Annotated in this window: 14 protein-coding genes; 3 read left to right on the top strand and 11 right to left on the bottom strand. The window is 71.9% G+C overall.

Annotated features, from left to right (window positions below; translation table 11 throughout):
- Positions 1-167: 167 nt before the first annotated feature.
- From TR50_RS34000 to TR50_RS33980, 5 genes are all read right to left on the bottom strand, one after another.
- On the bottom strand, positions 168-767 hold the full coding sequence (locus tag TR50_RS34000; RefSeq protein ID WP_042431389.1) for a cation efflux transmembrane domain-containing protein: 600 nt from the start codon (positions 765-767) through the stop codon (positions 168-170).
- 57 nt (positions 768-824) lie between these two features.
- On the bottom strand, positions 825-1,046 hold the full coding sequence (locus TR50_RS33995) for a hypothetical protein (protein ID WP_042431362.1): 222 nt from the start codon (positions 1,044-1,046) through the stop codon (positions 825-827).
- A gap of 212 nt (positions 1,047-1,258) precedes the next feature.
- A complete protein-coding gene (locus tag TR50_RS33990; protein WP_042431361.1) occupies positions 1,259-1,909 on the bottom strand; it encodes a vitamin K epoxide reductase family protein in 651 nt (216 codons plus the stop codon).
- A 32-nt stretch (positions 1,910-1,941) separates the two neighbouring features.
- Entirely contained in the window at positions 1,942-2,790 is an 849-nt protein-coding gene (locus TR50_RS33985; RefSeq protein WP_052441661.1) for a thioredoxin domain-containing protein, read from the bottom strand.
- Between the two features lie 110 nt (positions 2,791-2,900).
- A complete protein-coding gene (locus tag TR50_RS33980; protein WP_042431359.1) occupies positions 2,901-3,572 on the bottom strand; it encodes a hypothetical protein in 672 nt (223 codons plus the stop codon).
- 103 nt (positions 3,573-3,675) lie between these two features.
- Here TR50_RS33980 and TR50_RS33975 point away from each other — a divergent pair, with 103 nt between their 5' ends.
- Entirely contained in the window at positions 3,676-3,912 is a 237-nt protein-coding gene (locus TR50_RS33975) for a YcxB family protein (RefSeq protein ID WP_042431357.1), read from the top strand.
- Here the strand turns inward: TR50_RS33975 and TR50_RS33970 are convergent.
- The 5 genes from TR50_RS33970 to TR50_RS33950 all read right to left on the bottom strand — a co-directional run bounded on the left by TR50_RS33970 (position 3,869) and on the right by TR50_RS33950 (position 9,202).
- Entirely contained in the window at positions 3,869-4,270 is a 402-nt protein-coding gene (locus tag TR50_RS33970; RefSeq protein WP_042431355.1) for a DUF427 domain-containing protein, read from the bottom strand. The genes TR50_RS33975 and TR50_RS33970 overlap by 44 nt on opposite strands.
- A 152-nt stretch (positions 4,271-4,422) precedes the next feature.
- Positions 4,423-6,036, bottom strand: a complete 1,614-nt coding sequence (locus TR50_RS33965) for a cellulose binding domain-containing protein (protein WP_042431353.1) — start codon at positions 6,034-6,036, stop codon at positions 4,423-4,425.
- 502 nt (positions 6,037-6,538) lie between these two features.
- Positions 6,539-7,735, bottom strand: coding sequence for a zinc-binding dehydrogenase (locus TR50_RS33960; protein WP_201776911.1), 1,197 nt, complete (start codon positions 7,733-7,735; stop codon positions 6,539-6,541).
- Positions 7,732-8,442 (bottom strand): phosphonatase-like hydrolase, encoded by a 711-nt coding sequence (locus TR50_RS33955; RefSeq protein WP_152648788.1) that lies wholly within the window; start codon positions 8,440-8,442, stop codon positions 7,732-7,734. Before TR50_RS33955 ends, TR50_RS33960 begins: the two co-directional genes overlap by 4 nt.
- A 16-nt stretch (positions 8,443-8,458) precedes the next feature.
- Positions 8,459-9,202 (bottom strand): GntR family transcriptional regulator, encoded by a 744-nt coding sequence (locus TR50_RS33950; RefSeq protein ID WP_042431349.1) that lies wholly within the window; start codon positions 9,200-9,202, stop codon positions 8,459-8,461.
- Between the two features lie 343 nt (positions 9,203-9,545).
- Between TR50_RS33950 and TR50_RS33945 the strand changes: the two genes are divergently transcribed.
- On the top strand, positions 9,546-11,003 hold the full coding sequence (locus TR50_RS33945; protein WP_042431347.1) for an MFS transporter: 1,458 nt from the start codon (positions 9,546-9,548) through the stop codon (positions 11,001-11,003).
- Positions 11,004-11,173: 170 nt separating this feature from the next.
- Here TR50_RS33945 and dacB read toward each other — a convergent pair whose 3' ends face one another.
- The gene (gene dacB, locus TR50_RS33940; protein WP_042431345.1) at positions 11,174-12,772 is read right to left on the bottom strand and encodes a D-alanyl-D-alanine carboxypeptidase/D-alanyl-D-alanine endopeptidase; all 1,599 of its coding nucleotides are present in this window, start codon (positions 12,770-12,772) and stop codon (positions 11,174-11,176) included.
- Between the two features lie 235 nt (positions 12,773-13,007).
- Between dacB and TR50_RS33935 the strand changes: the two genes are divergently transcribed.
- Positions 13,008-13,454: FAD-binding protein (locus TR50_RS33935; protein ID WP_042431343.1), on the top strand; the 447-nt coding region annotated here is incomplete at its 3' end.

Below are 13,454 nucleotides of genomic sequence, written 5' to 3'. Positions count from 1 at the left end.
CATTCACCGGTACGGAGGACTCCTCGCTCCAGACGAGCTTCGTCATCGACGACACCGCACTCACCGCCGGCTGAACCGACCCCAACCGCCATCCACGGAATCGATCCACTGAGTCAAAGGGGCTCCCGCGCCGCACCGGCGGACGGGAGCCCCTGTCGTGACGACGGTCAGTGGGCACCGAAGAAGATCTCTTTCGTCTCACGCACCGCGTAGTAGACGAGAACGTATCCAGCGATCGGGTCGGCCCACCACCAGCCGAGCGCGGTGTTCAGAACCAGACCGACCAGGACCGCCGTGGCCAGCAGGCCGTCGATCAGAGTGACCCGGCCCTCGGTCGTGAGGACGGGGTTGTCCAGGGCGGCCCCGGTGCGGGCCTTGCCGGCGGCCAGGGCGAACATGACGGCGGCGGTCACCGCGGTCCAGGCGATGCCGAGCGCCGAGTGGCGCGGGTGGAAGCCGGTGGCGAGGACGAGGGTGGACTGAACCAGCAGGTAGCAGGCCAGGAGTGAGAATCCGACACCGATGAGGCGCAGCGCGCGGCGTTGCCGCTCCTCGCCGGTACCGCGGAGCTCCCAGATCACCACCGTGGAGGCGCCGATCTCGATCAGCGAGTCGAGGCCGAAACCGGCCAGGGCGACCGAACGGGCGTTGATCGCTGCGAGCGCGAGCACGGCGATGCCGACCACGTTCCAGGCCAGCGTCGTGTATTCCAGAGCGAAGCCGCGGCGGAGCAGGGCGGCGCGAGCAGCGTCGTTGGAGGAGTTCACCTGGAGAGTCTCGCAAACCGCCGCCATGGCTTGGTCATGGGGTGGGCGCGACTGTGGTCAGGCCGAGGCCGCCTGGTCGAGGCGGCCGGCCTTGGCGTCGGCGATCAGGGAGGCGAACTGGTCGGCGCTCATCTGGACGCGCTGGCCGAAGTCGTCGGTCAGGACGACGCGCCGTTCGGCGGGCGCGGCGGGGTCGACGAACAACTGCGGGCAGCCGCAGTCGCAGCTGCCGCAGAACGTCGCGATCGGCTCCAGGCCGGTGGGGTCGGTGCTGCTCATGGTGCTCGCCTCCGTACGTCCCGTTTCCCGGGGCGGCCCGCGAACGCGGACGCTGTCCGGCTGGTGTGGGGCATACCCGCGGCCGCTGCCGCGGATGCCGGGGCGCGGGGCCGGGTTGGCGCACGGCGCACACGTCGGTGTGCGCCGGTGCGCTCGTCGTACATTCCCGCCGGGGGTATGTCGTGTCGCTTGCGGCAGGTGCCGGCGGGTGATCAGAGCAGGGTGTGCCAGTAGTACCAGAAGCGGTTGAGCACCAGCAGGGCGATGATCAGGTAGCAGGCGGCGGGGACGAGCCAGTAGAAGCCCGTCAGCGAAGCCAAGCGGTTCCGGACGCCCTCGGAGACGGGGATGACCCCGGTTCGCAGGTTGTGGACGGCCGTGTACCAGAACAGCGGGATGGTCGAGACCCACACGACCATGCAGTAGGGGCAGACCGCGCCGATCGAGTAGAGGGTTTGGCCGATCAGCCAGCTCACCATGCCGATCCCGAACAGCGTCCCGGCCTGGAGTCCCAGCCAGAACCAGCGTGGCAGGCGGGCGCCGGTCAGGGCGACGACGCCGACGGTGACGACGACGGCGAATGCGCCCAGCCCGATGAGGGAGTTGGGGAACCCGAACGCGGACGCCTGCCAGGTGCGCATCACCGACCCGCAGCTGATGATCGGGTTGATGTTGCAGCTGGGGACGTAGTTCGGGTTCTCCAGCACCCGGATCTTCTCCAGCGTGAGCGTGATCGACGCGGCCAGGCCGAAGCCGCCGGCGATCAGCAGCAGCCAGGCGTACCCCCGGCCGGCCGCGACCCAGGAGGCGGGCGGCGCCTGCTCGGGGGCGGTCTCGGCGTCGGGGGCGTGGTCGGTGGTCATCGCGGCAGGTCTCCTGTCCATGGGGGCGCGGTTCACTTGCCGGACGCGATGGTCTGCTGGACCAGCGCGGTGTACTGGGCGGGCGTGATCGCGTTGCCCTGGCTGTCGAAGACGTTCAGCGACGTGCCGTCGAGCTTGAGCGTCGGGGTTCCCGTCACGCCGCTGGCGTTGAACGCGTCGGAGACCTTCTGCGCCCAGGGGGCGTAGACGCGGTCCTGGACGTCCTTGGTGAACGTCGGGGTGACCAGACCCGGAACCTTCTTCGCGAGGTCCAGCAGGGTGTTGAGGTTGCCGAAGCCGTCGGTGGTCTCCTCGGGCTGGTTGGCGTACAGGACGTCGTGGAACGCCTTGAACTTGGCCGGGCTCTCGTTGAGTGCGGCGCCCGCGACCTGGAGGGCGTCCATCGACCCGGTGCCGCCGAGGTTGTTGTCCAGGAACGTGGCCATGTGGTACTGGATCTTGTACGTGCCGTTGTCGGCGAGCTGCTGGATGGTCGGGCCGTCGGCCTTCTCCAGCTTGTCGCAGATCGGGCAGCGGAAGTCCTCCCACACGTCCAGGGTGTGCTTGGCGTTGGGGTTCCCGTACACGATGACCGTGCCGTTCGGGCCGGTCGTGTTCGCCGGCACGACCAGCGGGCCGCTCGCCGCGCTCTTGCCGCCGCTGCCGGAGCTGCCGACCGCCACGGCTATGCCCGCCGCGACGGCGATCACGGCGACGGCGGCCACGCCGATGGTGACCTTGCGTCGACGACCCTGCGCGCGCTGCTCACGTGCGCGCTCCTGCGCGATCCGCTCGCGCGCCGACGCACGGACCTCCCGCTTCGTGGGCTTGCCGGGCTTGCCGGGGTTGCTGGGGTTGCTGGGGTTGGTGTTCTCGCTCATGGCCGTCCTCACAGACGAAGAAAAGGATGCTGAAGGTGAGGAGACGGACCTGGAGCGGCGGCACGGTCGCACAAGCGCGACCGGTCAGGGAAGAGGGCAGGGTTCGCCGCTCAGCAGGCCCGCGCGAGAACCGGCGGACCGCGCCGCGACGCGGCGGAGCGCAGCGCGTCCTGCGGGCCGGCCAGCCGTGGCCCGGACGCGGGTGGCACCCACGACGGCGGCGTGGGCAGTGCGACGGGCGTGAGCAGCGAAGCCAGCAGCGCGCCGACCCCGGACCAGGTGAGGACGGCGACGGTCCGCAGCACGGCGAACACGGCCGCCTCGCCGCGGCGCAGCCACCACGCCGCCACGAGGGCCAACGCCAGGTGCACCGCGAGCAGCAGCAGCGCCTCGGCCCCGGTCACGGACACGAGTGCGTGGGGTGTCCGCTCGGCGAGGCCCAGCAGGCCGGGGCGGATCGAACCGCCGCCGCACGCCAGCACGCCCCACCCGGGCACACCGCCGCTGCCGACGCCCGAACCGGGCGGACAGCTCTGCTGTCCGGTGTTGAACAACGCGTTCAGGCCCACCTGGAGGGGGACCATCGCCGCGACGATCGTCCAGTAGCGGCGCTCCCCGGCGAACACGATCAAGGCGACGCCGAGGGAGAACCCGAAGGCCAGCCCGACGATGTCGAGCGGCACGGGCTGCCCGGTGACGACGAGCCGGGCCCCGGTGGAGAGCAGGACGGACAGCGCGGCGAAGACCACCGCGCGCAAGACCCTCAGCCCCAGTCCGTCCATCAATCGGAGTATCGCACCCTTGTGCGCCGCGCGAGGAGGAGTCCCCGACGTCGGCAGGTGAGGATCTCCTGAGAGGGGCGTAGCCGAGCGCGAACCGCTGCGGATGTCACTGACCGAGGACGGCGTCACCGTTCAGGGGCCGAAGGCCCGAACCGAGATCCAGTGGGACGCCTTCTCCGGACTGGCCGAGACCGGCGACACGCTGCTCCTGCGCTACGCCGCAGCACGGCAGCGGACCGCCGTGGTCCTTCCGAAGCGTGCCTTCGGACCGGAGCAGGCCGAGGAGCTTCGGGCCTTCATGGCCCGACGCGGGGCGGTCGAGGGACTGCCTCGGTCGTGACGTCGACGCGATCGGTGTAGAACGCGACGTGTCCCGCGATGGGAGCGACGGCGGCGTAGGGCTCGGGGTAGAACCAGACGGCGTCGGTCAGTTCGGTCCCGGGCAGCGTGATCGTGAAGTAGGACGCGTCGCCCTTGTACGGGCAGTAGGTGTGGGTGTCCGAGGCGGCCAGCAGGTCCTGGTCGACGTCGTCGAGCGGGATGTAGCGGACCGGCGGGTAGGCGGCCTCCTGGAGGGTCAGGGCCCGGGTGGTGTCGGCCACGACCCGGCCGCCCGCGCGGACGACCACCCGGCTGCCGGTGTCCTCGATGGTGATCGGGTGGTCGGAGCCCGGGATCCGGGGCTGACGGTTGCTCATCACGGCGTCCTGTTCTCGGCCCTGTGGGCCGGGGGCGTGGTCCTCGCTGCGGAGCGCAGGCACGGGAGGTCGGCTACAGTCTCCGCCCCGAAGGGCCGGCCGGCGAGATGCCGTCCGGCCCCCACGCCTCAGCCTGTGAACGGGTAAGCCGGTCAGCCGGTGAAGCCGGCGAAGATCTTCGAGAACTCGTACGGCGTCTGTGGGACGTTGGTGCACTGGGACAGCCCGCCGGTGCAGGCGTCGGCGTCGCGGGTCATCTCCCAGAAGGCCAGCTCGCCCAGGTGGTTCTGCTGGGCGAAGGCCACCAGCTGTGAGGCGTCGGACAGGCCGAACACCTCCGAGGAGTTGTCGTTCTGGCCGAGCATCGGGGTGACCCCCACCTTGAGCCAGGCCTGGGCCGCCGTCAGGGTGGGCCAGACGGAGAGGATCTGGGCCTGGGTGGACTGCGCCGACTGGATCGCGTAGGCCCCCATCCTGCCCGCGGGGTTGGGCGCCTCGGAGTCGCCGAAGTCCATCGCCATCACATTGACCACGTCGACGTTCAGGCCCGCCGCCTTGGCGGACTGGAGGACGTAGAGCCCGTCCGCGGTGAGGCCGGAGGGCAGCACCGGCAGGGTCAGACTGACCTTGAGGTCCCGGCCCTTGGCCGCCTCGGCGGCCTGGAGCTGGGCCAGCGCCTGCGAGCGGCGGTCGATGGAGGCGTGGTCGCTGACGGCCGAGCCCTCGATGTCGAAGTCGATCCGGTCCAGTCCGTAGGCGTCGACGACCTTCTGGTACTGCGTCTCCAGCGCGGCCACCGTGGTGCAGGACTGCGCCAGTTCGGTGCCGTTGGCGCCACCGAAGGAGACGCGGACGTCGCCGCCGGAGGCCCGGAAGGCGTCGATGTCGGCCTTGTCCCAGCCGGTGGTGGCGTCGTAGGCGCCGAACCAGCTGGCGCTGCACGCCGAGCTGCCGTTGATCACGAAGGCCAGCGAGAACTGCTTGAGGCCGCTGTTGGCGGCCAGCGTGGTCAGGCTCGGTGTCGGGTAGGCGCCGAGGTCGACGTAGGGTGCGGCCGTGCCCGGCACGCTGCCCGTGCCGGCGACCGCGGTGACCGGGGCCGAGGCGGGCGACTCGTTGCCGCTCGGGTCGAACGCGGAGACGCTGACGGACAGGCTGCTGCCCTGGATCAGGCCGGTCAGGGTGGCGCTGGTGCCGGTGACGGTGGCGAGCAGCGAACCGCCCGACCACACGTGGTAGCCGGCGACCGACCGGTTGTCGGTGGAGGCGTTCCACGAGAGCGAGACCGAGCCGGGGGCGGAGCCGGTGACCGCGAGTCCGGTGGGGGTGGACGGCGGGGTCGTGTCGGCGGGCAGACCGGCGCAGGGGGCGTTGTCGATGGTGCAGTTCGCCGGGTCGGTCGCGGCGCCGCCGCCGGTGGAGACGTCGAAGCCGACGACGGCCGCGGTGGCTCCCGGCGCCAGCGGCCCGGCCCAGCTGGGGGAGGCGATCGTGTAGTGCGTCCCGCTGGAGGTCAGCGTGCCGTTCCACGCGCTGGTGACCGTCTCCCCGGCCGGCAGGTCGAAGGAGAGGGACCAGGTGCCGACCGGGGCGTTGGTGTTGTTGGTGACGGTGTAGCTCGCCTCGAAGCCGCCCTGCCAACTGGACGTGACCGCGTAGTTCGCGATCAGCCCGGTCAGCCCTCCGGCGGCCTGCGCGCCGGCGGCGGTGAGCGGCACGGCCAGCAGGGCTGCGGTCGTGACGAGGGGCAAGGTGACACGCCTCATGGGCGAGTCCTCCTCGACGGTAGAGGCCGTGCGGCGCGGCCGACGCGGCCGCGCCGCGCGGACGTAGGTGTGTGGGGGTGATCAACCGCGCGGCCCCTCCAACATGGTCCAGACCAATGTTCCGCGTCAATAGGTGGGTTTCTTAACAGTTGATAAGGCGTCATGCGCGCCGAAGGTCTGCCGGCGGCGGGTCGGACGACCGGGACCCGGAAGCCGGCCCGTTCGCCCACCTCATGGCCGACATGTGCCTGTGCATCGCGGACGGTTCCTCCAGCGCGACGGACGTGCTCTCCATGGCGGTGCGACTGTGGGCCGCCATGCACGGGTTCGTCATGCTGCGCGGCAGCGGCGACGTTCACGGCCGGGCTCGCGAGAAGCGCGACCAGGCTGGACGAAGTGGTTCAGGCGCGCGCGGCGCCGGGCGATCTCGTCGATGAAGCGGGGGCGTTCGTCCACTCCGGGAACGGCGCCCCCGCGGCTCGTCCGAAGAGCGCGCGGGCGCTCAGCGCGGTGCGACCGAGTACCGCGGCTTCGTTCCCGGTGGCGTGAGAAGGAGGCTGCCGATCTCCTCCAGCGGGACGGGGTCGGCCACCAGGTCCTGCCAGGGGTACCGGTCGCGGGTGCGGGCCAGGAAGTCCAGGGCCGCGGTCAGGTGGCGCGGTTCGTAGTTGTGCACGCCGACCATGGAGAGGTGGCCGCGGACCACCGCCTCGGGCGCGACGGCGACGGGCGCGTCGGGCAGGACCGCGCCGGCGAGGACGGCGATGCCCTGGACGTCGAGGGTGCGCAGCCCGGCCTGAAGGGCGGTGGAGGAGCCGGAGAACTCCAGCAGCACGTCGAACGGCTCCGTGTCGGGGACGGCCGGCTCGACCTCGGTCGCACCGAACTTCCGCGCCAGATCCCGTCGTTCGGCGTCAGGGTCGACCGCGGTCACGGACGCGGCGCCCGCCGAGGCGGCGGCCGCGACCGCGGTGAGGCCGAGCATGCCGGCGCCCACGACGACGACCCGCTTGCCCGCCATGGGCGTCGCGCGTTCGGTCACCGCCATGACGGTCGCCGTGGCGCAGGCGGCGGGCGCCGCGAGCGCGTCGGGCAGGGCGTCCTCGACGACGGCGATCGGCATGCCGGCGGGGAGCAGCACGTGCCGGGCGTAGCCGCCGGACAGCCCCCAGGGCGAGTCCCATGCCTCGTGGCCGGCCTTGCGGACGGTGCGGCACTTGGCGGTGTTGCCCGCCGTGCAGCGGTCGCAGTGTCCGCACGGGAGGGTCACCGACCAGATGATCCGCGCGCCGAGCCGCAGTTCCCGGCCGTCCACCGCGTGGGCGCCGCCCTCGCCGAACGCGACGATTTCCCCCACGGTCTCGTGGCCGAGGACCGAGGGGCAGGGCTGCACGCGTCGTCCGGTCACGGTGTGGCGGTCGCTGCCGCACACGGTGGCCAGGCGCACCCGGACCAGCACCTCGCCGGGGCCGAGCGACGGCACGGGCACCGTCTCGAGCGCGATCCGGTCGCAGCCGTGCCAGACGGCGGCGAGGGTGTGGTCGGGGGTGCGGTCGGGCCGGTCGCCGACCTGCTCGGGGCGCTCGGCCCGGTCCGCGACGGCGGTGTCCCTGAGGCCGGTGTCCGTCACGTTCGGGTCCCTCATGTCCGGGTCCGTCATGTTCGGGTCCCTCATGTCCGTGCCCGTCACGTTCGTCATGCCGTCACCGCCTGCGGGTCGCGCAGTCCGAGCAGTGCGGGCAGCGCGGCCACGGAGGGCAGCAGGTGGGTGTGGCGGTGGGCGCCGAGCTCGGCCGCGTCGCTCGCCCCGGAGAGCACGCCGACGACGGACGCGGCACCGGAGTTGGCGCCCGCCTCGAGGTCGCGGGGGGTGTCGCCGGCGACGAGCACGCGTCGCACGTCGGTGACGCCGGTCCGCTCCATGGCGGCGAAGATCATGAAGGGGGCGGGGCGTCCGGTCGGCACGTCGCTGCCGCAGACGACCGCGTCCACGACCGCGTCGCCCTCCCAGCCGAGGGCGGAGAGCAGCGAGTCCACCACGTCACGGTCGAAGCCGGTGTTGAGGGCGACCTTGACGCCGGCCGCCCGCAGCTCGGCGAGTGCCTCGGGCACGCCGGGCAGCGCGCGCGGAGGCTGCGCCGCGTAGGCGGCGGCGAGCCGGGCCCGGAAGTCGGCGACGATCGGCTCCAGCGCCTCGTCGGAGAGCGGCGTGCCGCCGGGCGGGGTCAGCAGCGCGCGCAGCGCCTCGTGCTTGGCGGAACCGTGCCACCGGGCGATGTCGGCCGCCGACGGCGTCCCGCCGTGCGCGATCACCGTCTCCTCGAGGACCCGGTAGACCGCCAGCCCCTCGTCGACGGTGGTACCGGCCATGTCGAGGACGACGAGGTCGGGGCGGATTTCGGTCATTGCGATAACTCCGTTTTCAGGATCGGGCGTTGCGCAGCAGGGCGGTGCGCACGTCGAGGGTGTTCTCCAGGGAGAAGCTGATGGTCTCGGGGCGGTAGCGGTCGTCGTGGTACTCGACGACCTCGCCGTCGGCGGTGCGGGCGGTGCGCTGCTGGCGCAGCAGCGGGGCCCCTTCGGGGACCTCCAGGTGGCAGGAGTCGATCTGGTCGGCGGCGACCGCGTCGATGATGTGCGAGGCCTTGGCGAAGGTGATGCCGCGCGACTGGAGGTAGGCCCACATCGACCCCGAGTCGCAGTCGAAGTCGAAGAGCAGGCGGCCGACGTGTTCGACGAACGTGGCGCGCTCCAGCATCGTCACCTCGCCGTCGAGATACCGCAGTCGCAGGACCTGCACGACGGGCGAGCCCTCCTTGACGCCCAGCTTCGAGGCGGCGAGGTGGTCGGCGGGACGCAGCGCCAGCTCCAGCGTCCGCTGGCCGGGCGTGCGGCCGATCGCCTGGGCCCAGGCGGAGTAGGACAGCAGTGAGTCGAACGGCTGGGGGATCGAGGTCGTGCAGACCACCGGCGGTTTGCCGGAGCCGCCGGTGATGACGCCCTCGGCCCGCAGGGTGGCCAGTGCTTGACGTACCGGTCCGCGGGAGGCGTTCCACTGCTCGCACAGCTGGGACTCGGAGGGCAGCGTGTCGCCGACGGCCAGTTCGCCGGAACGGATCTGCTCGCGGATGCTCTCGGCGATAGCCGCATGCATTGCCTTGGACATAGACCTGACTATACAGGTCGGGGTGCTGCTCGATGTCAAGGCTGCACGCCGCGAGCCATCGTCGCCCGGGCCTGGAATTTCGGAAGTTGTCGCAGGTGGCGCTGCGTTCCCTGCCGCCTCGGTGAACGCCGGTCGAACGTTGGACGAAGCCGCAGTCCAGCGGTTGACGGCGGTCGGCCCGCCGATTCAGGCTACCTGTCATGACAGGTGGCGCCCGGCACCTGTCATGACAGGTCTGGGTCCTGGTCGTGCCGTACCGGACCCCCTCTCGGGCCCCTCTCCTCGACCGTCCCGCTGCCGACGTCGACTCGATCGTCGGCTCAACCAGTTCGGAGGCCGACGGGTGACCGTCAACCCCTCACGCGCGACCATCGCGAAGTCGCTCGACGACGCGAAGCTCAGCGTGTTCCATCTGAAGGCGGCCGTGACCGCCGGAGCCGGCTTCTTCACCGACTCCTACGACCTCAATGTCATCGGCACCGTGACCCTGCTGATCACGCCGCAGTTCCACCTGGGCAGCGGTCAGGTCGCCATGCTGACCAGCTCGACGCTGCTGGCCGTCGCCGTGGGCGCGATGTTCTTCGGACGCCTGGGCGACCTGCTCGGCCGGCGCCGGGTCTACGGACTCGAAGCCGTCCTGATGATCACCGGCGCGCTGGTCTCGGCGCTCGCGCCGAACTTCGTCGTCCTGCTCGTCGGCCGGCTCGTCCTGGGCATCGGCATCGGCGGCGACTACCCGGCCAGCGGCGTCATCATGACCGAGTACGCCAACGCCCGGAACCGCGGCAGGCTGGTCGGGTTGACGTTCATCTTCTACGTCTTCGGCCAGGTCTCCGCCTACCTGGTCAGCCTTCTCGTCGTGGCTGTCGGCGTCCCGGACGACCTCGCCTGGCGTCTGATCCTCGGCCTCGGCGTCCTCCCCTCCCTGCTCGTCCTCCACCAGCGCCGCCACATGCCCGAGTCCCCTCGCTGGACCGCCCACAGCGGCGACCCGGCCCGGGCGGCCAGGGACCTTGCCGCCTTCGCCCAGCTCACGGTCACGCCGGAGCCGACCCGGCAGCCCCTCCAGCCGTCGGATCACCAGCCCGACCGGCCGTCGGCCCCGGAGCGGGCGCACGTCGGCAGGGCGGCCGCCGCCGAGCTCTCGAAGCGGCGCCTGCTGTCCACCCTCGCGGGCACCGCGGGCAGTTGGTTCTTCTACAACGTCGCCGTCTACGGCATCAACGTCAGCCAGCCGCTGCTGCTGAAGAACATCGTTCCGCACGCCACCATGGTGACCAACCTCGCGCTGAACGCCGTGCTCGTGGTCTGCTTCAGCCTGTCCGGCGGCATCCTCGGCGTCGTCGCCCTCGACCGGCTGCCCCGGCGCACCCAGCAGGCCGCCGGGTTCGGACTCTGCGCCCTGGCCATGACGCTCATCACCGTCGTCCCCGGACTCAGTGCGACGGTCCTGCCGTTCGCGGTCACCTTCGGCCTGTCCCTGTTCGGCAGCATCTTCGGGCCGAACTACACCACCATGCTCATCGCCGCGGAGTCCTACCCGACCCCGGTCCGCAGCACCTTCCACGGCCTGTCCTCCGGCATCGCCAAGGTCGGCGCCTTCACCGGAGCCCTGGTCGTCCCGCTGATCCTGGCCGGCGGCGGACTGCGGATCGTGACCCTGATCGCCGCCGTCTGCTTCCTGGCCGGCACCGCGACCACCTTCCTGGTGCGCGAGCCGGGCGGACGCACCCTGGAGGACGTGGGCGAGGCCCTCGCGCTCACCCCGTCGGCCCCTCGTGAGGACGTCCTGAGCGTGTGAGGAGCCCGTCCGATCCGGCTCGGAAGTCCGGCTCGCCGCAGTCCCCGGCTGTCCGCAGTCCCCGGCGGTCCGCGGTCCCCGGCTCGCCGCAGTCCCGGCTCCGCGCGCGTGTGCCGCCGTCGGTCGGCGCACGCGCGCGGAGCTGACGTCCGGCTGACGTCCGGCGGGCGTCAGCGGCGGGCCGCCGCCTGTTCCTGGAGCAGGCCCGCGATGCGGGCGAGGTCGTCGCCGCCGTCGATCACGCCCTGGATGTCCGGGACCGAGGCGCCGTTCATGACCAGGTCGAACGAGTGGAAGCGGCCCGGGCGCACCTCCAGGTAGCCGGCGATGGCGAGGGCGCCCTCGGCGATGCGCTGGTTGACGGCGTCCTCTCCGGCTGCTGTTCCGGTCTTGGCCCACACCTTGCCCTTGCCCGGGCAGTCCGAGGGGTCGGGGCAGACGAAGGCGAGCAGGCCGTCCACGCCCAGCAGGGGCTGGGCCTCACGGAAGCGGGTCGCCTCGCGGGTGGAGGCCCAGTAGCGCAGCAGTTGGGTGACCACCCGCGGCGTGAGCCGGTCGTTCGGGTCGCCGCCCCGCCCGTCCAGCAGGTTGAGCTGGGTGGGATCGATGCCGGCGCGGACGAGGAAGGACCGCAGCACGCGGAATCCGTCGCCGCACTGGTGGCTGTGCGCGGTGACGGCCATCAGGCAGATGGCGAGATTGCCGCCGAGGTTGAGGCTGACCTTGAAGATGAGGCGCGCGTACTGCCAGAACTGCGGGGAGACGTACGCGGCCACCCGCCGGGCGCCCGTGTAGTCGCGAGGGAGCAGGCGGACCGGGTTGGCCCCGGTCGCGGTCGCGGTGACCTTGACGCCGGCCCGGGCCAGCGCCTCGATCAGGGCCGTGCGGCCGAAGGCCGACGGGTCCTGGATCGGCGAGACGCGCAGGGTCGGCTGCGCGTCGGCGGCGATGGTGCCGGTCAGGTGGATCCGCGTGCCGTCGGGCGAGGCGGAGACGGTGATGTCCGTCGGTCCGCCGGCCGCCACCGTCCGGACGTTCGAGGTGACCTGGTAGGGCGCCACCTGCGGACGCCAGCTCAGCTTGGCCGGGTGTCCGGGTGTGGTCGCGGTGGAGAGCAGGTCGATGACGTTGTCGTTGATGATCAGCGGGGTGGGCGCGGGATCCAGCGGCGGGAAGGTCGTGAAGAGCCGGTCGTCGACCACGACGTCGCCGCGCACCTCGGTGATCCCGGCCCTGCGGATCTGATGCGCGATCAGGTCCAGCCCGGCGAGCGGGTTCTCGGGTGTGAGCGTGGCGCCGGGCGCGTCGTTGGCGTAGGTGTGGTCGATCGGGACGTAGTCCACCGAGCCGTCGGGCTTGGTGCGCCCGCCCATGGTCAGGTCGCCCTGCGCCACCAGCGACAGGTTGCCGTGCAGCACCGATCCGGCGCGCCTGCCCAGCGCCTGCACGGGCGTGGTGAAGCGGTGGTCGCCGCCGAGGGCGTTCCAGGCGCCGGAGACGCCGAACAGCTTGGCCGTCGATCCGGGGATGAAGAACTGGTCCGGGAAGTCGGAGTGGACGATCCGGCCGGTCTGGTCGTCCACCTCCAGCAGGCCCCACTGGGCATGCGCGTACGGGGCCTTGTGCATGATCGCGGTGATCTCCGGCCCGAGGTCGTCCCGCTGCGGCGTGACCGGCGAAGCCGGCGTGACAGCCGTGCCCAGTGCCACGGCGAACGCCGCCGTCACGGCGGTCGCCCAACGGCGCCACGCCCGTACCCGCACGCCCATGCGTCACCCGTTCCGGCCGTGCCCGGCCATGTTCCGTCGCTGCTTTCTGCGCGGTTGCGTGATGCGAGGTGTACCGCGACCATGCCGGGCTCCCAACGTCCCAGGCGGCCCCTTCACCCGCGCGGGCCAGCCGGGTGGCGGGCACCCGGCCTGCTGGTTCGTGCAAGCCGTTGTAATTGACCACCGCGTAAATTACTGTTCGGTCAATTGATCGCCCGGAGCAAGGGAGACGTCGGTGGCGCGTTCGTGGTGGGGCTGGGGCAACGTCGAGGACGCGGTCGCCGGAGCCGAACGGGCCGGGCTCACGCAGCGGCTGGCTGCGGTGTTCCCGGAGGCCGACCTGACGGTGCACGAGCCGCCCAAGGTCGAGGAGTTGGCGGTGCCCGCCCCCAGGATCCAGGCCCCGGACGCGTTGGCCGAGCTGGCGTCGCAGGACCTGGAGGACCGCGTCGCGCACGGACACGGCCAGGCGTTCCGCGACGTGGTCCGCTGCCTGCTCGGCCGCGTGGACAACGTGCCCGACCTGGTCCTGCGGCCCCGCCGCGAGCAGGACGTCGTCGACGTCCTGGAGTGGTGCGCGAACGCGGGGATCGCGCTCATCCCGTTCGGCGGGGGGACGTCGGTCGTCGGCGGCGTGGAACCGCGCGGGCTGGGCGGGTCGGGGGAGTACGCCGGGGCGGTC

Source organism: Streptacidiphilus anmyonensis (assembly GCF_000787855.1).
GTDB classification, from domain to species: domain Bacteria; phylum Actinomycetota; class Actinomycetes; order Streptomycetales; family Streptomycetaceae; genus Streptacidiphilus; species Streptacidiphilus anmyonensis.
The sequence above is the reverse complement of the archived record's forward strand: the minus strand, read 5'-3'. Positions and strand labels throughout refer to the sequence as shown.